Origin of the sequence: Nesterenkonia sandarakina (genome assembly GCF_013410215.1) — a bacterium.
Taxonomy (GTDB): domain Bacteria; phylum Actinomycetota; class Actinomycetes; order Actinomycetales; family Micrococcaceae; genus Nesterenkonia; species Nesterenkonia sandarakina.
Window position 1 is genome coordinate 249994 of record NZ_JACCFQ010000001.1, and the last position, 24448, is coordinate 274441.

General features: G+C 68.0%; 22 protein-coding genes. 4 read left to right on the forward strand and 18 right to left on the reverse strand.

Translation table 11 applies throughout. The features are described from left to right. Nucleotides 1–63 precede the first annotated feature (63 nt). Together HNR11_RS01135 and HNR11_RS01140 are read left to right on the forward strand one after the other, a co-directional pair. A complete protein-coding gene (locus HNR11_RS01135; protein WP_179440743.1) occupies nucleotides 64–1182 on the forward strand; it encodes an aromatic ring-hydroxylating dioxygenase subunit alpha in 1119 nt (372 codons plus the stop codon). Between the two features lie 6 nt (nucleotides 1183–1188). Further along, on the forward strand, nucleotides 1189–2217 hold the full coding sequence (locus tag HNR11_RS01140) for a PDR/VanB family oxidoreductase (RefSeq protein ID WP_179440744.1): 1029 nt from the start codon (nucleotides 1189–1191) through the stop codon (nucleotides 2215–2217). Between the two features lie 107 nt (nucleotides 2218–2324). Here HNR11_RS01140 and HNR11_RS01145 read toward each other — a convergent pair whose 3' ends face one another. The 3 genes from HNR11_RS01145 to glyA are packed head-to-tail and all read right to left on the reverse strand — an operon-like array spanning nucleotide 2325 to nucleotide 5594. Next, nucleotides 2325–3347, reverse strand: coding sequence for an LLM class flavin-dependent oxidoreductase (locus HNR11_RS01145; protein ID WP_179440745.1), 1023 nt, complete (start codon nucleotides 3345–3347; stop codon nucleotides 2325–2327). A 28-nt stretch (nucleotides 3348–3375) separates the two neighbouring features. Beyond that, nucleotides 3376–4308: a bifunctional methylenetetrahydrofolate dehydrogenase/methenyltetrahydrofolate cyclohydrolase gene (locus tag HNR11_RS01150; RefSeq protein ID WP_179440746.1), complete on the reverse strand. Its 933-nt coding sequence runs from the start codon at nucleotides 4306–4308 to the stop codon at nucleotides 3376–3378. Between the two features lie 8 nt (nucleotides 4309–4316). Then, entirely contained in the window at nucleotides 4317–5594 is a 1278-nt protein-coding gene (glyA, locus tag HNR11_RS01155; RefSeq protein ID WP_179440747.1) for a serine hydroxymethyltransferase, read from the reverse strand. Nucleotides 5595–5767: 173 nt separating this feature from the next. Here glyA and HNR11_RS01160 point away from each other — a divergent pair, with 173 nt between their 5' ends. Continuing rightward, the gene (locus HNR11_RS01160) at nucleotides 5768–6223 is read left to right on the forward strand and encodes a Fur family transcriptional regulator (protein ID WP_179440748.1); all 456 of its coding nucleotides are present in this window, start codon (nucleotides 5768–5770) and stop codon (nucleotides 6221–6223) included. A 130-nt stretch (nucleotides 6224–6353) separates the two neighbouring features. Here HNR11_RS01160 and HNR11_RS01165 read toward each other — a convergent pair whose 3' ends face one another. The 12 genes from HNR11_RS01165 to HNR11_RS01220 all read right to left on the reverse strand — a co-directional run bounded on the left by HNR11_RS01165 (nucleotide 6354) and on the right by HNR11_RS01220 (nucleotide 20845). Further along, on the reverse strand, nucleotides 6354–6629 hold the full coding sequence (locus HNR11_RS01165; protein WP_179440749.1) for a hypothetical protein: 276 nt from the start codon (nucleotides 6627–6629) through the stop codon (nucleotides 6354–6356). 272 nt (nucleotides 6630–6901) lie between these two features. After that, on the reverse strand, nucleotides 6902–7834 hold the full coding sequence (locus HNR11_RS01170; protein ID WP_179440750.1) for a hypothetical protein: 933 nt from the start codon (nucleotides 7832–7834) through the stop codon (nucleotides 6902–6904). A gap of 92 nt (nucleotides 7835–7926) precedes the next feature. Next, nucleotides 7927–8739, reverse strand: coding sequence for a hypothetical protein (locus tag HNR11_RS01175; RefSeq protein WP_179440751.1), 813 nt, complete (start codon nucleotides 8737–8739; stop codon nucleotides 7927–7929). A gap of 175 nt (nucleotides 8740–8914) precedes the next feature. Further along, nucleotides 8915–10606 carry an alpha-amylase family protein gene (locus HNR11_RS01180; RefSeq protein WP_179440752.1) on the reverse strand — a complete coding sequence of 564 codons (1692 nt, stop codon included), beginning with the start codon at nucleotides 10604–10606 and terminating at the stop codon, nucleotides 8915–8917. Beyond that, the gene (locus HNR11_RS01185; RefSeq protein WP_179440753.1) at nucleotides 10606–11571 is read right to left on the reverse strand and encodes a TIGR03885 family FMN-dependent LLM class oxidoreductase; all 966 of its coding nucleotides are present in this window, start codon (nucleotides 11569–11571) and stop codon (nucleotides 10606–10608) included. The genes HNR11_RS01180 and HNR11_RS01185 overlap by 1 nt, the downstream gene beginning before the upstream one ends. Before the next feature lie 80 nt (nucleotides 11572–11651). Then, the gene (locus HNR11_RS01190) at nucleotides 11652–12182 is read right to left on the reverse strand and encodes a gamma carbonic anhydrase family protein (RefSeq protein ID WP_179440754.1); all 531 of its coding nucleotides are present in this window, start codon (nucleotides 12180–12182) and stop codon (nucleotides 11652–11654) included. Nucleotides 12183–12237: 55 nt separating this feature from the next. Beyond that, nucleotides 12238–13155 (reverse strand): NAD(P)-dependent oxidoreductase, encoded by a 918-nt coding sequence (locus HNR11_RS01195; RefSeq protein WP_179440755.1) that lies wholly within the window; start codon nucleotides 13153–13155, stop codon nucleotides 12238–12240. A gap of 116 nt (nucleotides 13156–13271) precedes the next feature. After that, nucleotides 13272–15497 carry an NADP-dependent isocitrate dehydrogenase gene (locus HNR11_RS01200; protein WP_179440756.1) on the reverse strand — a complete coding sequence of 742 codons (2226 nt, stop codon included), beginning with the start codon at nucleotides 15495–15497 and terminating at the stop codon, nucleotides 13272–13274. A gap of 97 nt (nucleotides 15498–15594) precedes the next feature. Further along, nucleotides 15595–16929 carry a magnesium transporter gene (mgtE, locus tag HNR11_RS01205; RefSeq protein WP_179440757.1) on the reverse strand — a complete coding sequence of 445 codons (1335 nt, stop codon included), beginning with the start codon at nucleotides 16927–16929 and terminating at the stop codon, nucleotides 15595–15597. 227 nt (nucleotides 16930–17156) lie between these two features. After that, nucleotides 17157–18848 (reverse strand): bifunctional phosphoribosylaminoimidazolecarboxamide formyltransferase/IMP cyclohydrolase, encoded by a 1692-nt coding sequence (purH, locus tag HNR11_RS01210; RefSeq protein ID WP_179440758.1) that lies wholly within the window; start codon nucleotides 18846–18848, stop codon nucleotides 17157–17159. A gap of 58 nt (nucleotides 18849–18906) precedes the next feature. After that, the gene (locus HNR11_RS01215) at nucleotides 18907–19587 is read right to left on the reverse strand and encodes a response regulator transcription factor (protein ID WP_179440759.1); all 681 of its coding nucleotides are present in this window, start codon (nucleotides 19585–19587) and stop codon (nucleotides 18907–18909) included. Further along, entirely contained in the window at nucleotides 19559–20845 is a 1287-nt protein-coding gene (locus tag HNR11_RS01220; RefSeq protein WP_179440760.1) for an ATP-binding protein, read from the reverse strand. The genes HNR11_RS01215 and HNR11_RS01220 overlap by 29 nt, the downstream gene beginning before the upstream one ends. Nucleotides 20846–21015: 170 nt before the next feature. Between HNR11_RS01220 and phoU the strand changes: the two genes are divergently transcribed. After that, entirely contained in the window at nucleotides 21016–21672 is a 657-nt protein-coding gene (gene phoU, locus HNR11_RS01225) for a phosphate signaling complex protein PhoU (protein WP_179440761.1), read from the forward strand. A 222-nt stretch (nucleotides 21673–21894) separates the two neighbouring features. On the opposite strand, the gene HNR11_RS01230 is transcribed toward phoU, so the two are convergent. The 3 genes from HNR11_RS01230 to HNR11_RS01240 all read right to left on the reverse strand — a co-directional run bounded on the left by HNR11_RS01230 (nucleotide 21895) and on the right by HNR11_RS01240 (nucleotide 24372). Continuing rightward, nucleotides 21895–22641, reverse strand: a complete 747-nt coding sequence (locus HNR11_RS01230; protein ID WP_179440762.1) for a phosphoglyceromutase — start codon at nucleotides 22639–22641, stop codon at nucleotides 21895–21897. Between the two features lie 90 nt (nucleotides 22642–22731). Continuing rightward, nucleotides 22732–23043 carry a DUF2516 family protein gene (locus HNR11_RS01235; RefSeq protein ID WP_058887377.1) on the reverse strand — a complete coding sequence of 104 codons (312 nt, stop codon included), beginning with the start codon at nucleotides 23041–23043 and terminating at the stop codon, nucleotides 22732–22734. A 9-nt stretch (nucleotides 23044–23052) separates the two neighbouring features. Then, nucleotides 23053–24372, reverse strand: coding sequence for a trans-sulfuration enzyme family protein (locus tag HNR11_RS01240; RefSeq protein ID WP_343050544.1), 1320 nt, complete (start codon nucleotides 24370–24372; stop codon nucleotides 23053–23055). Between the last annotated feature and the right edge of the window lie 76 nt (nucleotides 24373–24448).

The window sequence follows — 24448 nt, forward strand, 5'->3', positions numbered from 1 at the left end:
TATTGGCGTGGGCGAGTGGACCGGATGGGCCGCCGCGGCGTCGCAGAGCCTCAGGAGGCGGACATGACAGATCTCAGCCCGAGCGGCGCCACCGCGAAGAACATGGCCTACCCGCTCAACGCCTGGTACGTGGCCGGATGGGACTACGAGGTCAACCGGAAGAAGATCCTCTCCCGGAAGATCGCAGACCGTCCGATGGCGCTCTACCGCACCGAGGAGGGCCGCCCGGTGGCCTTGACCGATGCCTGCTGGCACCGGCTGGCTCCACTGTCCATGGGCTCCCTGGTGGGGCCCGACGGGGTCCAGTGTCCGTATCACGGCCTGCAGTACAACTCGGCCGGACGCTGCACCTTCATGCCGGCGCAGAAGACGATCAACCCCTCGGCGATGGTGAACTCCTTCCCGGTGGTGGAACGGCACCGGTTCATCTGGGTCTGGCCCGGGGACCCGATGCTCGCCGATGCCGCCCTGATCCCGGACATGCACCAGATGGGCTCGGATGAGTGGGCGGGCGACGGCAAGACCATCGAGGTGCGCGCGAACTACCAGCTGGTGCTGGATAACCTGATGGACCTCACCCACGAGGAGTTCCTGCATTCCTCCTCCATCGGGCAGAAGGAGCTCAGCGAGTCCGACATCGAGGTGACCCACGACGATCGCACCGTCACCGTCTCCCGGTTCATGGAGAACATCGACGCGCCGCCGTTCTGGCTGAAGAACATGCGGGACAAGTTCCCGGACTTCGAGGGCAAGGTGGACCGCTGGCAGATCATCGAGTTCCAGATGCCCTCGACCATCTGCATCGACGTGGGCGTCGCGAAGGCCGGCACCGGTGGGCTCACCGGGGACCGCAGCCAGGGCGTGAACGGGTATGTGATGAACACGATCTCCCCGGTGGATCAGGCCAATGCCATGTACTACTGGGCCTTCATGCGCAACTACCGGTTGGAGAGCCAGCGGATCACCACCGAGCTGCGCGACGGCGTGCACGGGGTCTTCGCCGAGGACGAGGAGATGCTCACCGCCCAGCAGCAGGCGATCGTGGAGAACCCGGATCACGAGTTCTACAACCTCAACATCGATGCCGGCGGCATGTGGGTGCGCCGGCTGATCCAGCGCGCCGTGGAGGCGGAGCGCTCCATGATGGCCTCCGACGCCGATCTCTCTGACGCCAAGGGCTGATCCCGGATGTCACAGGGAACCCAGCTGCGCTGGCAGCGCGCCACGGTGCTCTCACATCGGGCCGCCGCCGAGGAGATCGCCGAGATCGTACTCGCCGGGGAGGCTCCGCTGTTCACCGAGCCCGGCGCGCACATAGATGTGCGAGTACTCCCGGGCCGGACCGATTCAGAATCGGTGCGTTCCTACTCGGTGGTCGAGGGCGCGGCAGACGGCAGCTGGGTGAAGGTCGGGGTGCGCCGCTCCCCCACCTCGCGCGGCGGGTCCCGGTTCATGCACGCCCTGAAACCCGGGGATGCGCTGGAGGTGACCGCTCCGCTGCAGAACTTCCCGCTGCGGGTGGGTGCCCCGCGCTACGTGCTGCTCGCCGGCGGCGTGGGCATCACCGCGATCCATGCGATGGCCCGGGTGCTCAAACGCCTCGGCACGGACTATCAGCTGATCTTCGTCGGACGCTCCCGCCCGGCGATGGCGTTCCTCGAGGAGCTGCGCGAGGAGCACGGACCCCGGCTGCGGCTCTCGGTGGATGACGAGGGCGACGTCCTCGACGTGCACGAGCTGCTCGCGGATGTGGACGCCTCCACGGAGTTCTACATGTGCGGCCCCATCCGACTGATGGACGCGGTGCGCCGAGCCTGGATCGAGCGCGGGCTGCCGCTGCCGAACCTGCGCTATGAGACCTTCGGCAACAGCGGCTGGTTCGACCCGGAGGAGTTCGAGCTGCGGATCCGCGGGTCCGAGCGCAACACTGTCGTCTCCTCGGAGGAGTCGATCCTGGAGGCGCTGGAGCGGGTCGGGGTGGAGCCGATGTACGACTGCCGCAAGGGAGAATGCGGGCTCTGCGTGGTCAAGGCGCAGCAGCTGAACGGGGTGATCGACCACCGGGACGTCTTCTTCGACGAGGAGGAGAAGAGCTCAGACACCAAGCTCTGCGTCTGCGTCTCCCGGGTGGCCTCGCGCAGCGGGGCTGGTGCCGAGGCGTGCGGCGCAGACTCATCGGCCCACGCCCGGCCCTCGCTGACCCTCGACTTCCCCTGACCCCTCCCCCCAGCGTTGAGGGGCGGATTCGGCGGGTATCTCATGGGCGAGAAGGCCCCAAGTGGTCGCAGAATCCGCCCCTCAACGAAGGAGGCTGGGTGGGTGGGCTATTTCCAGCCCAGCGGCTTGGCCACGTGTTCCATCAGGGATTCGAGGATGTGGGCGTTGTAGTCCACCCCCAGCTGGTTGGGCACGGTGACCAGCACCGTGTCCGCGGCCTGGACGGCTTCGTCCTTGGCGAGCTCCTCCACCAGCACGTCCGGCTCGGCGGTGAAGCTGCGGCCGAAGATGGCCCGGGTCTTCTCGTCGATCATCCCGATCTGGTCCTGGGAGTCGCGCTGGCCCAGGAAGTAGGCCCGATCCTGGTCCGAGACGATCGGCAGGATCGAGCGGGAGACCGAGACCCTCGGTTCGAAGCCGTGGTCGTGCTTGGCCCATTCCTCGCGGAAGGCCTGGATCTGCTTGGCCTGCTGGATGTGGAAGGCCTCGCCGGTCTCGTCGTCTTTCAGCGTGGAGCTCATCAGGTTCATCCCGCGCGAGGCAGCCCAGCGCGCGGTGGCGTCGGAGCCCGCGCCCCACCAGATCCGCTGACGCAGACCCTCGGAGTGCGGCTCCAGGCGCAGCAGCCCGGGCGGGTTGGGGAACATCGGGCGCGGGCTGGGCTCGGCGAAGCCCTGCCCGGAGAGCACCTGCAGTGCCACCTCGGTGTGCCGGCGCCCCATGTCGGCGTCGGACTCCCCCTCGGCTGGCTGGTAGCCGAAGTGCCGCCAGCCCTCCACGGCCTGCTCTGGTGAGCCCCGGGAGATGCCGAGCTGCAGCCTGCCTTCGGCGATGAGATCTGCCGCTCCGGCGTCCTCAGCGAAGTAGAGCGGGTTCTCGTAGCGCATGTCGATCACGCCGGTGCCGATCTCGATCCGCGAGGTCTTGGCCCCGACGGCGGCGAGCAGCGGGAACGGCGAGGCCAGCTGCCGGGCGAAGTGGTGCACCCGGTAGTAGGCTCCGTCGACGCCGAGCTCTTCGGCCGCGACAGCGAGGTCGATGGACTGCAGCAGCAAGTCAGAGGCAGAACGGGTCTGCGAATGCGGTGAGGGCGTCCAGTGTCCGAAGGAGAGGAATCCGAGTTTTTTCACATTTGAAATAACACCCCCTCCGCCGGGACTATTCCGAGAGCGCGCGCTCCGCGGTGAGCACCACGTTGGCCAGCAGCTCGGCCCGGGTCATCGGCCCCACGCCTCCGGGGTTCGGCGAATACCAGGAGGCCACCGCCTCGATGCCAGGAGCGAAGTCCCCGTAGATCTTGGCCTTGCCGGTCTCCGGGTTCACCTCCCGGGTGACTCCCACATCCAGGGCGATCACACCGGGCTTCAGGTCCGCCGGGTCGATCATGTGCTTGACCCCGGCGGCGGCGACGACGACGTCGGCGCTCCCCAGATGCGCGGGGAGGTCCTTGGTCCCGGTGTGGCACAGGGTGACGGTGGCGTTGATCTCGCGCCGGGTCAGCAGCAGCCCGATCGGCCGACCGATGGTGACCCCGCGTCCGACGACGACCACGTGCTTGCCGCGCAGGTCCAGCCCGTAATGGTCCAAGAGGTCCACACAGCCCTTGGGCGTGCAGGGAAGCGGGGTGCTGATCTCGTCATTGACGTTGGCGACCAGCCGGCCCAGGTTCATCGGGTGCAGCCCGTCGGCGTCCTTCTCCGGGGAGATCGCCTCCAGCACCTTCTGCGTGTCCAGGTGCTTGGGCAGCGGCAGCTGCACGATGTAGCCCGTGCAGGCGGGATCGTTGTTGAGCTTCTCGATCTCGGTGAGCAGCTGCTCCTGGGTGGTCTCCGCCGGGAGCTCCACCTGGATCGAGGTGATCCCCACCTCGGCGCAGTCCCGGTGCTTGCCTGCCACATAGGACTGGCTTCCGGGGTCTGCGCCGACCAGCACGGTGCCCAGGCCGGGGGTGATGCCGCGGGCCTTGAGCGCGGCGACGCGGTCGGCGAGGTCAGCCTTCAGCGCCTTCGCGGTGGCCTTGCCATCGAGGACCCGAGCGCCGGCCGGGGCGCCGGCGTCGTCGTTCTGGGGGGCAGCGGGGGTCTGCGTCATACCTGGGTTCACCACTCCTCGAGGCCCTCATAGAGCGGGAAGGCCTTGGTCAGCGCGCTGACGCGGGACTTCAGCCCGTGCAGGTCCGCGTCTGGCTTGAGCGCCTCGGCGATGATGTCGGCGACCTCGCTGAACTCCTTCTCGGCGAAGCCGCGGGTGGCCAGGGCCGGGGTGCCGATGCGCAGCCCGGAGGTGGTCATCGGCGGGCGCGGATCATTGGGCACCGCGTTGCGGTTCACGGTGATGCCGACCTCGTGGAGCCGGTCCTCGGCCTGCTTGCCGTCCAGCTCGGAGCCGCGCAGGTCCACCAGCACCAGGTGCACGTCGGTGCCGCCGGTGAGCACCGAGACGCCGTGCTCGGTGACATCCGCAGCGATCAGCCGCTTGGCCAGGATCTGGGCACCTTCGATGGTGCGCTTCTGCCGCTCGGCGAACTCCTCAGAGCCGGCGATCTTGAACGCGATGGCCTTGGCCGCGATGGCGTGCATCAGCGGGCCGCCCTGCTGACCGGGGAAGACCGCGGAGTTGATCTTCTTCTTGTGCTCTTCCTTGGTCAGGATGATGCCCGAGCGCGGACCGGCAAGGGTCTTGTGCACCGTGGTGGTGACGACGTCGGCGTAGGGCACCGGGTTCGGGTGCAGTCCGGCGGCGACCAGGCCGGCGAAGTGCGCCATGTCCACCCAGAGGATCGCGCCGACCTCGTCGGCGATCTCGCGGAAGCGGGCGAAGTCCAGCTGCCGGGGGTAGGCCGACCAGCCGGCCACGATCATGTCGGGCTGCTCGGCGATGGCCTGCTCGCGGACCTTGTCCATGTCGATCACACCGGTCTCGGCGTCGACCTCGTAGGCGGCGATCTCGTAGAACTTCCCGGAGAAGTTCAGCTTCATGCCGTGGGTCAGGTGACCGCCGTGGGCCAGGGAGAGGCCCATGAGCTTATCGCCGGGCTTCAGGAAGGCGGTCATCACCGCAACGTTGGCCTGCGCGCCGGCGTGGGGCTGGACGTTGGCGTGCTCTGCGCCGAAGAGCGCCTTGGCGCGTTCGATCGCGAGGTTCTCCGCGACGTCGACGAACTCGCAGCCGCCGTAGTAGCGCCGCCCCGGGTAGCCCTCGGCGTACTTGTTCGTGAGCACTGAGCCCTGGGCCTGCAGGACTGCGCGGGGGACGAAGTTCTCACTGGCGATCATCTCGAGGGTGTCGCGCTGGCGTCCCAGCTCATCCGAGATCGCCTGCGCGATCTCTGGATCGACCTCGGCCAACGGGGCGTTGTTGATATCCGGTGTGCTCATGGACTGAAGCTCTCCTTGCGGATGAAGACGGGGCAGCGTGAGTCAGTCTATCGTCCAGTTCCGGCGCGCACGCCGAAGAGAGCGGGACGACCCCGTCAGGACAGGGATGTGGCCGTATGTGACACGTATCGGGTTTTATTGTGAATGATTCATAAGTGCGGCACACTGGAGTCATGATCACCTCCGACTGGCCAGACCGGCTGCGCGAACGCGGACTCCGCGTCACCCGCCAGCGTCTCGCCGTCCTTGAGGTGGTCGCGGCGCAGCCACATAAGCCTGCCGATGCCATCCATAGTGCCGTGAAGGAGCAGCTGCCTGAGATCACCGTGCAGTCGGTCTACACGGTGCTGCATGATCTCACCGCCCGCGAGCTGCTGCGCAGATTCGATCCCCCAGGATCCCCGGCCTGTTACGAGACCCGCACGCATGACAACCACCATCACGCGATCTGCACCCGATGCGGTCGGATCGAAGATGTGGAGTGCGTCCATGGGGAGGCCCCGTGCCTGCAGGCCCCGGCCAGTCTGGGAATGCAGATCCAGGTCGCCGACGTCGTCTTCCGGGGCATCTGCCGCGAGTGTGCCGCAGCCTCCGAAGATCTCGTGGGCTCCGGCGCCGCCGAGGCCTGAGGCCTTTCCCAAGCGTGATCCCCACGGGCGTCCGGTAACGCTCCCTTAGGTGGGTAGACCTGCACGACGAAGAGAGCCCCTGCGGGGAGCTGACGCTCTCCGCAGGGGCTCTCTCGAGAAAAGACGACGATCACATGTCTTCGTCTTCATCCATGGTCTCGTCCTCCATCGGGGACTCCTCCATGGTCTCGTCCTCCATCGGGGACTCCTCCATGGTCTCGTCCTCCATGGGGGTCTCCTCCTCCATCGGAGTCTCTTCCATGGTGTCTTCCTCGGTGGCCGGATCCTCGACTGCCGGATCCTCGGTGCCGCCGTCGTCGCAGGCGGTGGCGCCGAACAGGGCCAGGGAGCCGACGCCGACCACGCCGGCGAGGGTGCGAAGCTTGCTGGTTTCGGTGGTAGCCATAATTCGTTTACCTCCGTCATTCGCATCGAGAGATGCTGCGCGGTCTTTCCGCGGTCTGTCATCGTTGAGTGACCGTGTGGGGTCCCGTTGATGACCTGATTCCATCCTGCACAGATCGCAGGCCTCGGGAAAAGCCGAGGCGGGCCCCGGTGCGGAATTCACGGTGAACTCGGACGGGCTATGGAGCTGATGTTGTCCTGGAACGCGTTTTCTGAGCAAATCCTGGGAATCTCCCGAGCGTCGGTGTCCGCGCCGAGCAGCAGGTCCTCAGGTCAGACCAGGGCGTTGAGGATCTCCTGGAGCTGTTCATCGTTGATGACGGTGTCCTCCTCGGGCTGCTCGGGAGTCTCGGCCTCGTCCCAGTCTGAGAGCGTGGCCTCCAGGTCCTCGGTCTCACCGGGCAGGACCAGGCCGACCAGCGCAGGTGAGTCGGAATCTGCCAGCACGGCGATCTCCATGTCCTCATTGGAGTAGACCCAGACGTTCTGGCCCTCTCGGGTGTCCACGGTGGAGTCCAGGTCGAGCTCCGCCAGCGAGTCCACCTCCAGGGACTCGGTGATCTCCGCGCGCAGCATCTCCAGGACGGCGGCCGGGGTGCGCGGCACCGCTGGCTCGGCAGTGCTGACGTCGACCCATTCGCCCTCTGCTCGCAGGGCGGTGTCCAGCTGCGCAGCGTCCACCTCGGGCTCGACCTCTGGGGGGACCTGTGCCTGGTAGTCGAAGACGAAGGCCTCCAGGGACTGATAGACCTCGTCGCCGAAGCTGCGCACTTCGAACTCGGGTGTGTAGTCCAGCCTGGTGGTCGCGTCGCCCTCGAGCTCTCCGCTGACCGCGAGCTCGAAGCTCTCTCCCTCGCCCTCGTAGAAGTCTGGGGCGTAGCCGAAGAGCTCGTGGCCCCGGTCCAGGCCTGCGGTCATGGTGATGCTGACGCTCTCACCCTCCATGGAGGCAGCCCAGATCTCTTCTTCGATCTCCGCGATGTCCGCGGCCTGCTGATCGTCCTCGTTCTCTGCGATCTCATCCGAGGACACGCCCTGGTCCTCGGCTCCTGAGGGATCCAGGTCCTCCTGCGGATTCTCCTCGACCCGGGGGTCCTCGTCTGCCGCGCCGCAGCCGATCAGGGCCAGGGCCGCGATGCCCAGTGCCGCCGTGGTGCCCAGGGTCCGGGTGACGCCCCAGGAGGGACTCTGCGTAGTGTTGCTCATGGTCTTTCCCTTCGGATGTGTCGGGGACCCGGCTGTGGTGTCCAGGTTCCCCGTTTCTGCACAACCCCCCGTTGTGTTGGTCTTTCTGCGGCTCAGGCTCCCGTGTCAGCGTCCCCCGTGGACCAGCCCTGCTCGGCGGCGATCGCGTCGAAGATCTCATCCAGGGTCATCACGTTCTCCGGCGCCTCGGGACGCTGCGCCTCGTTCCAGGCGCTGAATCGGTAGCTGGACTCTTCGTCGCGCATCTCCAAGAGATAGGGGGCGCCGGTCGCCGCCACCACGAACTCAGTGGAGCCCTCCGCGGCGGAGTAGACGTAGACCTCGGTGCCGTCTCGGGTCTCCGCGATGCCTTCGAGCGTGGCGATCTCCGTGTCATCGAGCTCGCGCCGCCAGGTGCTGATGAGATCCTCAGCGGAGAAGACCGCCTCGGCGCCGTCGGTGTTGAACTGAACCCACTGCTCGGCCACCACGGAGACGAGGAAGTCCTCCTCGATCAGGGCCGCGATCTCATCGTCCAGCTCGCTCATCAGCAGCGAGGCGAAATCCTCGCCGCGGAAGTACTCTGCGCCGTCGATGGCGCGCTGGGTGAAGCTGACGTCCCCGGCGGTGAAGGTCATCTCGGAGTCGCTGCCGTCCACGGCCCCGATGATCAGCAGATCCCCGGTGTCGGTCTCGTCGATCTCTTGGAACATCTGGTCGACGTCGGCCTCGGAGGCCTCGATCTCACCTTCGATGCTCACAGTGTCGGCGGTCAGCATGGCGTCCCACATGCGGTCCTGGATCTCCCCGAAGCTCGGAACCTCAGGCTCGGCCTCCGCCGCCCCGTCCTTGAAGGGGTTGCCGCCGCAGCTCGTGAGCAGGACGACGGCGGCCAGACCGCTGCCAGCCAGAGCCGAACGCTTCATGGGGTCTCCTATAGGGGGTGTCACGGCGCGCACCGGTGAACGGTGTGAACGTCCCGCGCGGGTAGAGGTCTTCAGCGTAGCGCCTCACGGGCGCCTGACTGCGGCGATCTCAGCGGTCGGATGTCGCAGAGCCGGCGGGCGACAGACCGGACCTGCCTCGGCGCCGGGCGGTATCTCAGAGCAGCCGGGGATCACCCGGGCGCTTCACGCGCAGCCAGCGGTAGCCGTACCCCTCCAAGGTGACCTCGGTGCGCTGCTGGGCATCGATCCCACAGGCACCATCTTGGAGCAGGTCGATGAGCTCGCTGCCCTGGTCGTGCTCGTCCAGCGTGAGCGGCACCGTGAGGGACTTTGGTGAGAGGTTGTGCAGCAGCACCATGGACTGATCCCCGCTGGTCATTCGATGCGCGAGCACCTCCTGGTGCGGCTGTTCCAGGATCCTCAGCTCGCCCCATCCCAGTTCCGGGCAGTCGCGGTAGCGTCGCGCCAACCGGCCGATGTGGTGCAGCAGCGAGTCGGGGTCCCTGCGGGCTTGGGCGGCGTTGACATGTTCCGGGCCGAAGGGGCCTTTCACGACCTTGCGTGCCAGCTTCGAGGGCTTGGCGGAGGAGAAGCCGCCGTTCTTGTCCCGACTCCACTGCATCGGTGTCCGAACCGCCTCGCGACCGGGGACCTCGAGGTTCTCCCCCATGCCGATCTCCTCGCCGTAGAAGAGCACCGGGGTGCCCGGGAGTGCGAACAGCAACGAGTAGGCCATCTTGATCCGCCGTGGGTCTCCGTCGAACATGGCTGGCAGGCGTCGGCGCAGTCCACGTCCGGCGAAGCGCATGTCCTGCTCCGGGCCGAAGGTGTCCAGGACCTCGTCACGCTGCTCAGCGCTGAGCAGGTCCAGAGTGAGTTCGTCGTGGTTGCGCAGAAAGTTCGCGTACTGGGTCTCGGTGGAGAGGTTCTGCGGGCGCTCCGAGAGCGCCTCGGCGAGCGGCCTGGCATCTTCGCGGGCGAAGGACAGGAAGGCCATTTGGTTCACGGCGAAGTCGAACTGCATGGTGAGCTCGTCACCGTCCTCCCCACCGAAGAACGCCAGCTGTTCCTCGTGTGGGAGGTTCACCTCACCCAGGATCATGGCGGAGCTCGTGCCAGTGGACCGTCGCTGCAGGAAGGCGCGCAGCGTGCGCAGGTAGTCATGGGGTTCCAGGAACTCGTGCTCATCCGCGCCGCTCAGTGTGGTCTGATTGATCGCGAACGGGACCGCGTCGACCCGGAAGCCGTCGACGCCGAGCTGGAGCCAGAACCCCATGGTCTTGGTGATCGCCTCGCGGACCTGCGGATTGGCGGTGTTCAGGTCGGGCTGGGTGTGTAAGAAGTGATGCAGGTACCACTCCTCGGTCTTCTCGTCATAGGTCCAGATCCCATCTTCCTGGCCGGGGAACATGGCCTCCTCGGAGGTGTCCGGCGGAGTGTCGCTGCGCCAGACGTAGAAGTCCCGATAGGGGTTCTCCTTCGACGCCCGTGACTTTCGGAACCAGGGGTGCTGGTCCGAGGTGTGGTTGATGACCAGGTCCACGATCACGCGGATCCCGCGGTCGTGGGCCACCCGGACCAGCTCGACGAAGTCACCGTGATCGCCGTAGCGCGGGTCCACGCCGAACATGTCGGAGATGTCGTAGCCGTTGTCGCGCCTCGGAGAGGGATAGAAGGGCATGAGCCACAGGCAGCTGACCCCGATGTCGGCGAGGTAGTCGATGCGCTGGGTGAGGCCTGGGAGGTCACCGATACCGTCGCCGTCGGAATCCAGGTAGGTCTCGAGGTCCACGCAGTAGATGACGGCGTTCTTGTACCAGAGGTCTGCGGTGTCGGTGATGCGCATCAGGCGCCCTTCAGTTCGGGGAGGATCGCCTTGCCGGCGAGGTCGAGCCAGTCCTGCTGTTCCTGACCCACGTGGTGCAGGTACACCTGGTCGAAGCCCGGTTCAGCGGCGGCAGCGATCCAATCCGTCAGCTGGCCGGGCTCCGCGGAGATCCAGACCGCCTTCGCCACGGTCTCGAGGCTGACCTCGGCGGCGGCAGAGTCGAAGTGCTCGGGGGTGGGCAGATCCTGGTCCAGCGGTGCGCCGAAGGTGTTGGTCCGCCACTGGTCGTGGGCGATGGCCTCGGCCCGTTCCCGGGTCTCCGCCCAGCTGAGGTGGACCTGCAGCATCGCGGGGCCCTCGCCTCCGGCCTCGCGGTAGGCGCTGAGCACCTCGTTCTGGACGTCGTCGGGCTGGTTCAGCGTGATCATGCCGTGGGCCCAGGTGGCGGCGAGGCGCGCGGCCTCGGGGGTGATGCAGGTGGCGTAGAGCGGGATGGGCTCGGCGGGACGGTCGTAGAGGTAGGCGTCGTCCACGCTGACGAACCCGCGGTGGCTGATGATCCGTTCTCCGCGGTGCAGCCGGGAGATGATGTCGGCGCACTCCGCGAGTCGGCGTCGTCGGGTCTCCTTGTCCATCCAGAGCTCTCCGGTGACATGCTCGTTCATCGCCTGGCCGGCACCCAGGGCGGCCCAGTAGCGGCCGGGGAACATCTCTCCGAGGGTGGCCGTGGCCTGGGCGACGATGGCCGGGTGGTAGCGCTGACCGGGGGCGATCACCGATCCGATGGGGAACTCTGTGGTGGCCAGTGCGGCGCCCAACCAGGAGAGGGTGAAGCCCGAGTGGCCCTGCCGGTGGGACCAGGGCATGAAGTGGTCCGAGCTCATGGCCGCCTGGAAGCCGACCGTCTCGGCGTGCTGGACGTCGCGCAGCAGCTGGGAGGGGGCGATCTGTTCCTGGGATGCGTGGAACCCGTAGATGGTCATATGCGAGTGCCTCTCGTCGGGTGTGCTTCTCTCGAGGCTACTGAGAGTGCCCTGGTGATCGCCTGGACGTGGGAGAACTGTTACCTGGCGTCGTCGCCCTGCGCGACGCGGTGCGCGTCCTTATGCCCCAGGTAGACCTCGGCGTTGCCGCGCAGTCCGGCGATCTCCTCGGCGGTGAGCTCGCGTCGAACCTTCGCGGGGACTCCAGCGACCAGGGAGCGCGGCGGGACCTGCGTGCCTTCGAGCACCACGGCGCCGGCGGCGATCAGGCTCTGCTCGCCGATCACGGCGCCGTTCATGATGGTCGCGCTCATGCCGATCAGCGAGCCGTCACCCACGGTGCAGCCGTGGACCACCGCGGCGTGCCCCACGGAGATCCCGGCCCCGAGGGTGCAGGGGTGGCCCGGGTCGGCGTGCAGCACCGCGTTGTCCTGCAGGTTGGTGCCTTCGCCCACCACGATCGGGGCCGAGTCGCCGCGGACCGAGACGCCGTAGAAGGCGGAGGAGTCAGCCGCCATGGTGACCTCCCCGGTGATCGCGGCGGTGGGAGCCAGGAACACGCGCTCACCGATCTGTGGCGTGTGTCCGTTGACGGTGAGCACATGTGCCATGTGGGTGACTCCTGGGATCCGGAGGGTATCGGGACGTGCGGGGAGGCTGCGGGGATCAGTATCCCTGAGCGGGGTCCACCAGGCCCAGCATCGGTTCACCGGCGCTGAAGCGTCGATGGTTCGCGAGGATCCGCTCGCGCAGCAGCGGGACCACCATCTCGGTGGTGTCCGCGGTGTGCGGGGTGATCAGGCAGTTCTCCAGGCCCCAGAGCGGGTCGGTCTCCGGGAGCGGCTCGGGTTCGGTGACGTCCAGCCCGGCGCCGCGCAGGGCGCCCGAGCTCAGTGCCTGCGCGAGTGCCGCCTGGTCCACCAGGCTGCCGCGGCCGACGTTGGCCACCACGGCGCCGTCGGCGAGCAGTGCCAGCCGTTCGGCGTTGAGCAGGTGCCGGGTGGTCGGCGTCGCTGCGGCGGCCAGGGCGACCACGTGGGCACCCTGCAGCGCCTGGTCAAGACCCTCGAAGGCCACGGTGACATCGGCGTGCTCCACCGGTTCTGAGGTGCGACGGACCACGGTGACGTGGGTGTCGAAGGCCTTATAGAGCCGGACGATCTCTGCCGCAACTCCGCCTCCGCCGACGACGACGCAGCGCAGCCCGTTTAGCGAGATCCCACCCTCAGTGCCCCAGCTGGTGGCCAGGGCACGGGTCTTCAGCCCGCGCAGCGCGGCCAGGGTCAGCGCCAGCGCATGTTCCCCCACCGGCTTGGCGTAGGCGCCCTTCGCCGAGGTCCAGGTCAGGTCGGGGAACCGCTGCAGGATCTCGGAGTAGAGCTCGATCCCGGCGCTGGGCAGCTGCACCCATCGCACCTGCGGGTTGGCCTCGAGCACCTCGGTGAGGTTGAGCTTCTTGAACATGCCGGTGACGATGACGCCCTCGGGCTGCTCATCCGCGCCGACCAGCTCGGCGCCCTGCTCGCGGAGCCCGGCGGCGAGCTCGGGGGCAGCTTCGGGCATGATGTGAAGTCGTCGAGTCATGGATTCATCCTGCCACGCCCACTCCCCCACCCCCCGCATTACCTGGGCTTATGTGTTCTACCGGGCCTGCCGTGGGCCCGGTAGAACACGTAAGGGGAGGTAAAACGCTCAGGGGGTCAGGCCTTGAGGCCGTCGACGATGCTGTTCAGCGTCGCCGAGGGGCGCATCGCGGCGAAGGCCTTGGCCTCATCGGGACGGTAGTAGCCGCCCAGATCCACCGGCTCGCCCTGGACGCCGTTGAGCTCACCCAGGATCTGCTCCTCCTTGGAGGTCAGCTCCTCGGCCACCGGAGCGAAGCGCTGGGCCAGTTCGGTGTCCTCGCTCTGCGCGGCCAGCTCCTGGGCCCAGTACATGGCCAGGTAGAAGTGCGAGCCGCGATTGTCGATGCTGCCCAGCTTGCGTCCCGGGGAGCGGTTATCCATCAGGAAGGTCGCGGTGGCGCGGTCCAGCGCGGAGGCGAGCACCTTGGCCTTGGGGGCCTGGGCCTGATCGGCGTACTTCTCCAGTGAGGGCACCAGGGCGAAGAACTCGCCCAGGGAATCCCAGCGCAGGTAGTTCTGCTCGGCCAGCTGCTGGACGTGCTTCGGAGCGGAGCCGCCGGCGCCGGTCTCGAACAGCCCGCCGCCTGCCATCAGCGGCACGATCGAGAGCATCTTCGCGGAGGTGCCCAGCTCCAGGATTGGGAACAGGTCGGTGAGGTAGTCACGCAGCACGTTGCCGGTCACAGAGATGGTGTCCTCGCCGCGGCGCAGGCGCTCCACGGTGTACTTCGTGGCCGAGACCGGGTCCAGGATCTCGATCTCGAGTCCCGAGGTGTCCAGCTCTGCCAGGGCGTGATTGACCTTCTCGATCATGGTGCGATCGTGGGCGCGCTTCTCATCGAGCCAGAACACCGCAGGGGTGTCGAACTCGCGGGCGCGGGTCACGGCCAGCTTCACCCAGTCCTGGATGGGAGCGTCCTTGGTCTGGCAGGCGCGCCAGATGTCGCCCGCGGAGACCTCATGCTCGAGCAGCACGTCACCGGCGGCGTTGGTCACCTGCACGGTGCCTGCGGCCTCGATCTCGAAGGTCTTGTCGTGGGAGCCGTACTCCTCGGCCTTCTGCGCCATGAGACCGATGTTGGGCACGGTGCCGATGGTCGTGGGGTCGAAGGCGCCGTGGGCGCGGCAGTCCTCGATGACCGCCTGGTAGACCCCGGCGTAGGAGGAGTCCGGGATGACTGCGAGGGTGTCGTCGGTCTCCCCGCTGGGGCCCCAGGCCTTGCCGCCGTTGCGGATCATGGCGGGCATGGAGGCATCCACGATGACATCGGAGGGGACATGCAGGTTGGTGATGCCCTTGGAGTCATCGACCATCGACATCCGGGGGCCCTCGGCCAGGCCCTTGCTGATCTCCTCCTTGATGCCCGCTCCGGCTTCGCCCAGCTTCTCGGCTCCGGCGAGGATCGAGGCCAGTCCGTCATTGGCGGAGAGCCCTGCCTCGGCGAGGGTCTTGCCGTGCTTCTGGAACAGGCTGGGCAGGAAGGCCCGGACGATGTGCCCGAAGATGATCGGGTCCGAGACCTTCATCATGGTGGCCTTCAGGTGAGCCGAGAAGAGGACGTCTTCTTCCTTGGCACGGGCCACCTGGGCGGCGAGGAAGGCGTCGAGCTCGGCGGCGCGCATGACGGTGGCGTCCACGACCTCCCCGGCCTTGACCGGCAGGGATTCCTTCAGCACGGTGGTGGAGCCGTCGCTGGAGACGTGGGTGATCTTCAGCGTGTCCTCGGTGTCGAGCACCACGGACTGCTCGTTGGAGGCGAAGTCGCCGGAGTCCATGGTGGCCACGTTGGTCTTGGAGTCGGCGCTCCAGGCACCCATGGAGTGCGGGTTGGCGCGCACGTAGTTCTTCACCGAGGCCGGCGCGCGGCGGTCAGAGTTGCCCTCGCGCAGCACTGGGTTCACCGCGGAGCCCAGGACCTTGCCGTAGCGGGCGCGCACGTCGCGCTCCTCATCGGTGGAGGGGGACTCCGGGTAGTCCGGGAGCGCGTAGCCGGCGGACTGCAGCTCGGCGATGGCGGCCTTGAGCTGCGGGATCGAGGCGGAGATGTTTGGCAGCTTCACGATGTTGGCCTCTGGCGTCTTCGCCAGGTCTCCGAGCTCGGCGAGCGCGTCGCTCTCCCGCTGATCCTCACGCAGGTAGTGCGGGAACTGCGAGATGATGCGGCCCGCGAGGGAGATGTCGCGGGTCTCGACCTCAACCCCGGCGGGGGCTGCGAAGCCCTCCACGATGGGCTTCAGGGAGAAGGTGGCCAGCATCGGCGCTTCGTCGGTATTGGTATAGATGATCTTTGCCGTCGGCATGGATCTCCTCAAGTTCGGTTATATGTTGTTTCCCTGATCACAAATCTACCCCAGATGGGCCTGCTGGCCCTGTTGACCCAGGGCTCGGCTCCGGGGCTCAGATCCCCAGCACGGTGCGGGCGATCATGAAGTACACGATGAGTCCGGTGGCGTCGACGAAGGTGGAGATGAACGGGTTCGCGAAGACCGCCGGGTCTGCCCCGAGCTTCTTGCCCAGCAGCGGCATCAGTCCGCCCGCCGAGGCGGCGAGGGTGCAGATGGAGAACAAGGTCAGTCCGATCACGGTGCCGATGTCCCAGCCGTAGAACAGGCCGGCGACCAGGAAGCCCAGCACGCCGATCGTGGCGCCGAGCGTCATGCCCACGCGGACCTCGCGCCAGAGCACCTTGAACACGTCGCGGGTGCCCACATCGCCCAGCGCCAGCGCGCGCACGACCGTGGTCGCGGCCTGGTTCCCGGTGTTGCCGCCGGTGCCGATCAGCAGCGGGACGAACAGGCTGAGCACCACCATGGATTCGATGGTCCCCTCGAAGACGTCGAGCACCTGCACGGTCAGTGCGGCGCCCAGGGCCAGCACCAGCAGCCACACCACGCGGGAGCGCATGATCTGCAGCACCGGAGTCGAGAGGTAGGGCCGGTTCAGCGGCTCGGCGCCGCCGTGGCGGGCGGCGTCCTCGGATTCCGCGCGCTCCAGGATGTCCAGCGCGTCGTCGACGGTGAAGATCCCGACCACCCGGTGTTCGGAGTCGGTCACCGGCACGGCCAGGTGCTTGCGGTCCGCGCACATGCGGGCGGCATCCTCGGCGTCGTGGTCGGCGTCCACCGAGTCGGCCTCACGCATCAGGTCCACCACGAGCGCCTCCCCGGGGCTGCTGACCAGGTCGCGCAGCGAGACCACACCCTTGAGCAGCCGACCGTGATCGACCACCGGGAGGGTGTAGAGCGTCTCCGCGTCGTCGCCGGCCTTGCTGACCTTCTCCAGGGCCTGGGCGACGCTGAAGTGCTCCGGGATCGCGACGAACTCCGGGCTCATCTGGCGCCCGATGGTGCCGTTGGGGTAGCCCAGCACGATGTTGGTCAGGCTGCGCTCGCGCGGGTCCAGGTGACGCAGCATCCGACGAGCCACCGAGGCGGGCATCTCATCCATGAGCCGGACCCGGTCATCGGGGTCCAGTGACTCGAAGTAGTGGGCCACCTCGGCGTCCTTGAGGCCCTCGACGATCTCGCTCTGCAGCGCCTGATCCAGCAGGTCGAAGGCCTCCACGGCCACACCCTTGGAGAGCAGCCGGAAGGCCACCGCCCGGTCCTTCACCCCGAGGCGTTCCAGGAAGTCGACGATGTCCCCGACGTTGAGGTCATCGAAGGCGCGGCGCAGCTCCGTGAGCCGCTCCTCCCGGATCATGTCTTCGAGCTCGTCGAGCAGTTCGTTCACGGGTTCCACCCCTTTCAAGGGCACCGGGCGGGCATAGCGGCAGGTGTGCCGCGAGAACAGTCAGGACACTCAGTGGGGAGTCTCAGTCGTCACACACGATCAGGGCACGTGGCGGGGGCTTCGTCACGAGGTCTCCGCCGTGGCGGCCGGTCACCTGACCCGGACTTCCGGGCCGGGGCACGGCCTGCGTCGTCGCGGTCTCCCCTGTGCCGCGGCGCCGCAAACGATCAATGGAAGAAGTGGCGGGTTCCGGTGAGGTACATGGTCAGGCCGGCGTCCCGGGCCGCGGAGATGACCTCCTCGTCGCGCTGGGATCCTCCCGGCTGGACGACGGCGCGCACTCCCGCGGCGATCAGGCTCTGCAGCCCGTCGGCGAAGGGGAAGAACGCGTCGGAGGCCGCGACGGACCCGCGGGCCCGCTCCACACCGTCACCGGCGAGCGTGTTCGCCCGCTGGACCGCGAGCCGGCAGGAGTCCAGCCGGTTCACCTGGCCCATGCCGATCCCCACCGTGGCCTGGTGCTTCGCCAGCAGGATCGCGTTGGACTTCACCGAGCGGATGGCGCGCCAGGCGAAGTCCAGGTCTGCCAGCATCGCCTCGTCGGCGACCTCGCCGGAGACCAGCTTCCAGCCGGAGGTGGTGTCCCCCTCGGCGTCCACGGCGTCGGAGGCCTGCAGCAGCATGCCCCCGGAGATCTGCTTGTACTCCACCCGATCGCGCCGGTGCCCCTCGGGCAGACGCAGCAGCCGGATGTTCTTCTTCTTGGTCAGGATCGCCAGCGCCTCCTCCTCGAAGGCCGGGGCGACGACGACCTCGGTGAAGATCTCCGCCACGGTCCGCGCCATCTCAGCGGTGATGGTGCGGTTCGCGGCGATGACCCCGCCGAAGGCCGAGAGCGGGTCACAGGCGTGGGCGGTCCGGTGGGCCTGCGCCACGGTGGCACCCACGGCGACGCCGCAGGGGTTGGCGTGCTTGATGATCGCCACGGCAGGCTGGGCGAAGTCGAAGGCGGTGCGCACGGCGGCGTCGGCGTCGACGTAGTTGTTGTAGCTCATCGCCTTCCCGTGCAGGGTCTCCGCCTGGGCCAGGCCGGGGCGGGCGCTGGAGTCCGCGTAGAGCGCGGCGGGCTGATGCGAGTTCTCCCCGTAGCGCAGGGTGTCCAGGCGCTGCAGCGCGAGTCCGGCGTAGGGCGGGAAGTTCAGCTTCTTCTCGGTGCGGCTCAGCGGCGAGGCCGGCACGGAGGCGGCGTCGAAGTCGTCGTCGAACTGCTGGGAGGTCCAGCGCGCCACGGCGGTGTCGTAGGCGGCGGTGTGCGCGAAGGCCAGCGCGGCCAGGCGCTGCCGGGCGCTGAGCGTGAAGCCTCCGGCCTCGGCGGCGGTGATGATGTCGTGATAGCGCAGCGGGTCCACCACCACGGCCACGGAGGCGTGGTTCTTGGCGGCCGCGCGGACCATCGAGGGTCCGCCGATGTCGATCTGCTCCACGATCTGATCCTCGGCGGCACCGGAGGCCACCGTGTCGGCGAAGGGGTAGAGGTTCACCACGACCAGGTCGAAGGGCTCGATCTCCAGCTCTTCGAGCTGGGCCCGGTGGTCCTCGCGGCGGCGGTCGGCCAGGATCCCGGCGTGCACCCGGGGGTGCAGCGTCTTGACCCGACCATCCAGGCACTCCGCGAAGCCGGTCACCTCCGAGACCTCCACCACCGGCACCCCGGCGGCGGCGATGCGCTGGGCGGTGGAGCCGGTGGAGACGATCTCGACCCCGGCGGCGTGCAGACCGGCGGCGAGGTCCTCCAGCCCGGTCTTGTCATAGACCGAGATCAGGGCGCGCCGGATCGGCTGCCGGGCCTGGGCGCCGGAGCTGCCCGACGGTGCAGCCGCGGTGGGGTTCTGGGCTGCGGAATCGCTGACGGGGCTCATGCACACTCCTGGGGTGGGGACGACGCTTCAGGGACCTGGGTCAGTCTACCGACTCGGTTCAGGACTCAAACTTGTAGCCCAGCCCACGGACCGTGATCAGGAACTCCGGCCGTGAGGGGTCCGGCTCGATCTTCGCGCGCAGCCGCTTGACGTGGACGTCGAGGGTCTTGGTGTCCCCGACGTAGTCCGAGCCCCAGACCCGATCGATCAGCTGGCCCCGGGTGAGCACCCGTCCGGCGTTGCGCAGCAGCATCTCCAGAAGCTCGAACTCCTTCAGCGGCAGGCTCAGCGGCGCGCCCGCAACCTCCACGGTGTGGCGTTCGATGTCCATGCTGACCGGCCCGGCGGTGACCAGGGAGCCGTCGTCGACCTCGGTCTCCACCCGGCGGCGCAGCACCGCCCGGACCCGGGCGAGCAGCTCCCGGGAGGAATAGGGCTTGGTGACATAGTCATCGGCGCCGAGCTCCAGCCCCACCACCTTGTCGATCTCGGAGTCCTTCGCCGTGAGCATGATCACGGGAACATTCGACTGCAGCCGGATCTGCCGGCACACCTCGGTGCCGGACTGGCCCGGGAGCATCAGATCCAGCAGGACCAGGTCGGCCCCCTCTCGAGTGAAGATCTCGACGGCGTCGAGCCCGTTCTCCGCGACGACGACGTCGTAGCCCTCCTTCTCCAAGGTGTAGGACAGTGCCTCTGAGAATGAAGGCTCATCCTCGACGAGCAGAATTCTGGTCACGCGTCTCCTCCTTCGCCGGCCCTGGTGTGGCCGGATCTTCTGCCTGATGGTGCGGTGCGGTGTCCTCAGTGACGGCCTGCTCGGCGCGGGTCAGCGCGGGCATGCCGCGGCCGAGCCCTTCGAAGGTATCCAGGCTCTCGTCGAGCTCGGGCAGGCGCACCGTGAACGTGGAGCCCCTGCCCTGCTGCGACCACAGCGCGACCTCGCCGCCGTGGTTGGTGATCACGTGTTTCACGATGCTCAGCCCCAGGCCGGTGCCGCCAGTCTGCCGGGAGCGCGCGGCGTCGACCCGGTAGAAGCGTTCGAAGATCCGCTCCTGGTTCTCCTTGGCGATCCCGATCCCCTGGTCGGTGATGGTGACCTGAGCGATCCCGTCCCGGCTGGAGAGCCCGATGCCGACCCGGGTGGACTCCGGGGAGTAGCGCACCGCGTTGTCGATCAGGTTCCGGAACGCCATCGCCAGCTGGTCGGCGTCGCCGTGGACCCGGTGCGGCAGCGCGCCCCCGATCTTGAGCTCGATGTTCTTCGCCTCCGCCGGCAGCCGGGAGCGGTCTGCGGCGTCGGCGATCACGTCTTCGAGGTCCACCGGACGCCCGGCGTGCACCACGTTCTTGCCCTGCACCCGGGAGAGCTCGATGATGTCCTGGACCAGCGCCGCGAGCCGGCGGGACTCCTTGTGCAGGCGCTGGGTGAAGCGGCGGACGGCGACGTCGTCGTCGGCTGCGTCCTCGATGGTCTCGGCCAGCAGCGAGATCGCCCCGACCGGGGTCTTCAGCTCGTGGGAGACGTTGGCGACGAAGTCGTTGCGCACCGCCTCTATGCGGGAGAACTCGGTGCGGTCATCGGCGAGGACCAGGATGTACTCGTCCCCCAGCGGGGCCACGCGCAGATGCACCACCAGGGAGGTCTCCCCCTGCAGACCGCGGGCCAGCTCATGCTCCTGATCGATGATCACCCCGTCGCCTCGGACCCGCGCGGTGAGAGCCAGCAGCTGCTGGTGCACCACGGTGTGCCCGCGCACCAGGCCGAAGGCGTAGGCGGCGGGGTTCGCGCGGACCACCCCGTCCACGGTGTCCACCACGATGTAGGCCAGCCCCAGGGAGGCCAACACCTCGGTGGCGCCGGCGGGCATCGAGGGTTCGTCCACGTCGATGCCGGCGCCGCGCTGGGCCTCACTGACACGGAAGGCATACATGCCGACCACGCCCAGTGCCAGGCCGACGACGCCGGAGAGTGCGGCGATGAGCAGGGGATCCACGAGCTACAGCTTAGGCCCGGCTCCCGGTGCCCGGCACCACATGGCCCGGGCGGCGCCCAGGGTTCAACCAGCGTTCACCTTCACGTTGACTGCTGACTTCGCTGGTGTTCATCTGCGCCAGCGAGGATTCAACGTCGGGATACTCCACGGCGGGAAAGGAACGCGAACACGTGCGAAAGCTCTTTCAGGCAGACCTCATCAATCTCGGTGAGCAGCTGATCCAGATCACCTCTTTGGTCCATACGGCGATGGAGAAGGCCTATACCGCCTTCGACACCACCGATCTCCAGCTCGCGGAGGAGGTCATCGCCGCCGACGCGCAGATCGACCGGCTGCAGGTGGAGCTCGACGAGAAGGCCATCGAGCTGCTCGCGCTGCAGGGCCCGGTGGCCTCTGACCTGCGCATGATCGTGGGTGCGCTGCGGATGAGCACCTCGCTGGAGCGCATGGGCGACCTCGCGCGGCACATCGCGCAGCTGGCGCGGATGCGCTACCCGGACCGGGTGGCCCCGGAGGCGCTGCACCCGGTCTTCGAGAAGATGGCCAAGCTCACCACGCAGATCTCCGCCCGGCTGGTCACGCTGATGGAGACCCGCGAGCTGCACCTGGTGGCGGAGATCCATGCCCTCAACGAGCAGCTCAACGATCTGCACGCCTCGGTGTTCACCATCGTGGCCGCCGAGGACTGGCAGCAGAGCCCTGCCACCAGCGTGGACTCCTCCCTGGTCAGCCGGTTCTTCGAACGCTACGGCGATCACGCGGTGGCCGTGGCGAACAAGGTCGACTATCTGGTCACCGGCTCCTGGGACTCCCGCGAGCTCTCCTGAGTCACTGCCTCCGGTGACCCGCATCCGGTGACGCGCCGGGTGATGCTCGCCGGGTGACCCGCTGGGTGACCCGCTTCGACCGATGCATATCGGTCAACGCACATCGCTGGGGCGCAGACAGGCGGAACGATCGCATTCTCTGCGAGAATTCCACCCGTCTGCGCCCCAGCGATGTCTGCGACGGCTGCTCGAGCCGCGGCTGGTTGGGCCTTGGCTTGAGCCTTACTTCTTGCCCTGGTTCGCGACAGCCTGGATCGCGTCCTTGGCGGCCTCGGGGTCCAGGTAGGTCCCGCCCGGGTTCATCGGCTTCAGGTCCTCATCCAGCTGGTAGTGCAGCGGGATCCCGGTGGGGATGTTCAGCCCGGCGATGTCCGCGTCGGAGATCCCGTCGAGGTACTTCACCAGGGCGCGCAGCGAGTTGCCGTGCGCGGCCAGCAGCACGGTCTTGTTCTCGCGCAGGTCCGGGACCACCGCGGACTCCCAGTAGGGCAGCATCCGGTCCACGACGTCCTTGAGGCATTCGGTGCGCGGCGCGGCGTCACCGAGGTCTGCGTAGCGCGGGTCCCCGATCTGGGAGAACTCGTCGTCGGCGGCGATCTCCGGCGGCGGGGTGTCGTAGGAGCGGCGCCACATCATGAACTGGTCCTCGCCATACTGCGCCAGGGTCTCGGCCTTGTCCTTGCCCTGCAGCGCGCCGTAGTGGCGCTCGTTGAGCCGCCAGTCGCGCTTCACCGGGATCCAGAGCCGGTCGGCGGTCTCCAGCGCCAGGTGGGAGGTGGTGATCGCCCGCTGCAGCAGCGAGGTGTGCACCACGTCGGGGAGCAGCTGGTGCTCCTTGAGCAGCTCACCGCCGCGCGCGGCCTCTTCGCGGCCCAGCGCGGTCAGCGGGACGTCCACCCATCCGGTGAAGAGGTTCTTCTCGTTCCAGTCGCTCTGTCCGTGGCGGAGCAGGATCAGGTCATAGGCCATGGAGTGTGTCTCACTTTCGGAGTCGGACGTGCACATCGATGCAGCGCGTTCGGTCGGTCAGGTCCGGGGCGGAGGCGCCCGGCCACCGGGTCAGTTGGAGACTTCGGGGTTGACGTCGGTCAGGTAGACCATCGCCATGCAGGCCGCAGCCACTGGGAAGATCAGGCCGAACGGGCCGGCCCCGAAGGCGCCGAGCAGCGCCAGGACGACGGCGCCGCCGGTCATGCCCAGCCAGAAGCCCTTGGTCCGCTTGAACGCGACGTCGAAGCGCTGCGCGTTCTTGGGGATGCACTTGGCCAGTGCGACCACGGCGAGCCCGAGGCAGACCAGGGCGAAGGCCAGGTGCATCCAGGCTTCGGTCTGCAGGACGAAGATCCAGAGGTCAGAGAGGGGTGACTGCATACCTCGATGTTATCGGATGGGCTCCGCATCCGGCGGGTCTGCGACCGCGGCGGTGCGCAGCGCGTTGAGCAGGTCCGCGAAGAGGTCCTCCACGTCCTCGATCCCCACCGAGAGCCGGATCAGACCGTCAGGGACCGAGGCGGGCTCCCCGGGATGACGACGACGGCGCTCGGCCAGGGACTCCACGCCGCCCAGGCTGGTGGCCGGGGTCCAGAGCCGCAGCGCGCCGAGCACGGCGTCGGCCACTTCGGCCTCGGTCCGCTGCCCTGCCGCGGCCGAGGCACCGGGCCCTGCTGAAGCACCGGGCTGGTCGGCGTCGACCTCGATGGTCAGGATCGCGCCGAACCCGCCGAGCTGGGCGGCGGCGCGCGCATGCTGCGGATGTCCCGGCAGGCCCGGGTAGTTGACTCTGCGCAGCGGCAGTCCGACGTCCTGGCTGAGCTCTTCGAGCCGGCGGGCCAGCTCGGCGGCGCTGGCTTCCGAGGCGTCCAGGCGCACGGCGAGGGTGCGCACCCCGCGCAGGGCCAGGAAGACCTCCATCGGTCCCGGGATGGCGCCATGCAGGGTGCGGTGCTGGTGCAGCCGCGCGTGGATCTCGGGGTCTGCGGTCATCGCGGCGCCCATGATCAGGTCTGAGTGTCCGGAGAGGAACTTGGTCACCGAGTGGACCACCACGTCGGCACCGTGTTGCAGCGGACGCTGGCGCAGCGGGGTCGCGAAGGTGTTGTCCACCGCGGTGAGCACGCCGCGCTTCTTCGCGGCCGCCAGCAGCGCCGGGAGGTCCGCGACCTCCAACATCGGGTTGGTCGGGGACTCGATCCAGAGCATCACCGCGGCGTCCTGAGCGCTGGCCAGCGTGGCGACGTCGTGCAGCGTGGTGGTGACCTGCTCGGTGTCGGCGATGTCCACCCGGTGCAGCGTCAGCAGACCCTGATCGGCCATCTGCTGGGCCAGCGCGGAGAACCCCATATAGCTGTGTCGGGGCATCACCAGATGGCTTCCCGGGGCCAGCAGGTGGACCACCGCAGAGATGGCAGCCATCCCGGAGGAGAACAGCAGGCCCGGCAGCACCGGGACCGGATGCTCCTGCGCGGTGGTGAGCAGCCCCTGCGAGGCGGAGCTGGTGCGGGTCCCGGCCTCGAGCTGGGCCAGCAGCGCCTCCAACGGCTCCCAGGACGGCATGCCCTCGCGGGCATAGTCCAGCGCCGCATGGACGCCGGGCCGGTAGGAGTAGGTCGAGGTGAAGTCCACCGGCATGTTCACGGGCTGGTTCGGTCCGTGGGCGCCGCGGCCCGCATTGACCACAAAGGTGCGTTCGCGCTGGTTCACACCGTTACGGTACCGCAGCGCGCGGCGCGAGCCCGGTGGCCGGTCGCCCAGACTCAGATTCGCGGCGTCAGGTCCG

Bases quoted from the DNA above. Each gene is read 5' to 3' on its own strand.
- HNR11_RS01165 (WP_179440749.1), bottom strand. From the start codon at position 6,629: ATGGCTACCACCGAAACCAGCAAGCTTCGCACCCTCGCCGGCGTGGTC.
- HNR11_RS01140 (WP_179440744.1), top strand. From the start codon at position 1,189: ATGTCACAGGGAACCCAGCTGCGCTGGCAGCGCGCCACGGTGCTCTCA.
- HNR11_RS01160 (WP_179440748.1), top strand. From the start codon at position 5,768: ATGATCACCTCCGACTGGCCAGACCGGCTGCGCGAACGCGGACTCCGC.
- HNR11_RS01185 (WP_179440753.1), bottom strand. From the start codon at position 11,571: ATGACCATCTACGGGTTCCACGCATCCCAGGAACAGATCGCCCCCTCC.
- HNR11_RS01180 (WP_179440752.1), bottom strand. From the start codon at position 10,606: ATGCGCATCACCGACACCGCAGACCTCTGGTACAAGAACGCCGTCATC.
- HNR11_RS01235 (WP_058887377.1), bottom strand. From the start codon at position 23,043: ATGCAGTCACCCCTCTCTGACCTCTGGATCTTCGTCCTGCAGACCGAA.
- HNR11_RS01190 (WP_179440754.1), bottom strand. From the start codon at position 12,182: ATGGCACATGTGCTCACCGTCAACGGACACACGCCACAGATCGGTGAG.
- HNR11_RS01175 (WP_179440751.1), bottom strand. From the start codon at position 8,739: ATGAAGCGTTCGGCTCTGGCTGGCAGCGGTCTGGCCGCCGTCGTCCTG.
- purH (WP_179440758.1), bottom strand. From the start codon at position 18,848: ATGAGCCCCGTCAGCGATTCCGCAGCCCAGAACCCCACCGCGGCTGCA.
- HNR11_RS01230 (WP_179440762.1), bottom strand. From the start codon at position 22,641: ATGGCCTATGACCTGATCCTGCTCCGCCACGGACAGAGCGACTGGAAC.
- glyA (WP_179440747.1), bottom strand. From the start codon at position 5,594: ATGAGCACACCGGATATCAACAACGCCCCGTTGGCCGAGGTCGATCCA.
- HNR11_RS01135 (WP_179440743.1), top strand. From the start codon at position 64: ATGACAGATCTCAGCCCGAGCGGCGCCACCGCGAAGAACATGGCCTAC.
- HNR11_RS01195 (WP_179440755.1), bottom strand. From the start codon at position 13,155: ATGACTCGACGACTTCACATCATGCCCGAAGCTGCCCCCGAGCTCGCC.
- HNR11_RS01150 (WP_179440746.1), bottom strand. From the start codon at position 4,308: ATGACGCAGACCCCCGCTGCCCCCCAGAACGACGACGCCGGCGCCCCG.
- HNR11_RS01200 (WP_179440756.1), bottom strand. From the start codon at position 15,497: ATGCCGACGGCAAAGATCATCTATACCAATACCGACGAAGCGCCGATG.
- HNR11_RS01170 (WP_179440750.1), bottom strand. From the start codon at position 7,834: ATGAGCAACACTACGCAGAGTCCCTCCTGGGGCGTCACCCGGACCCTG.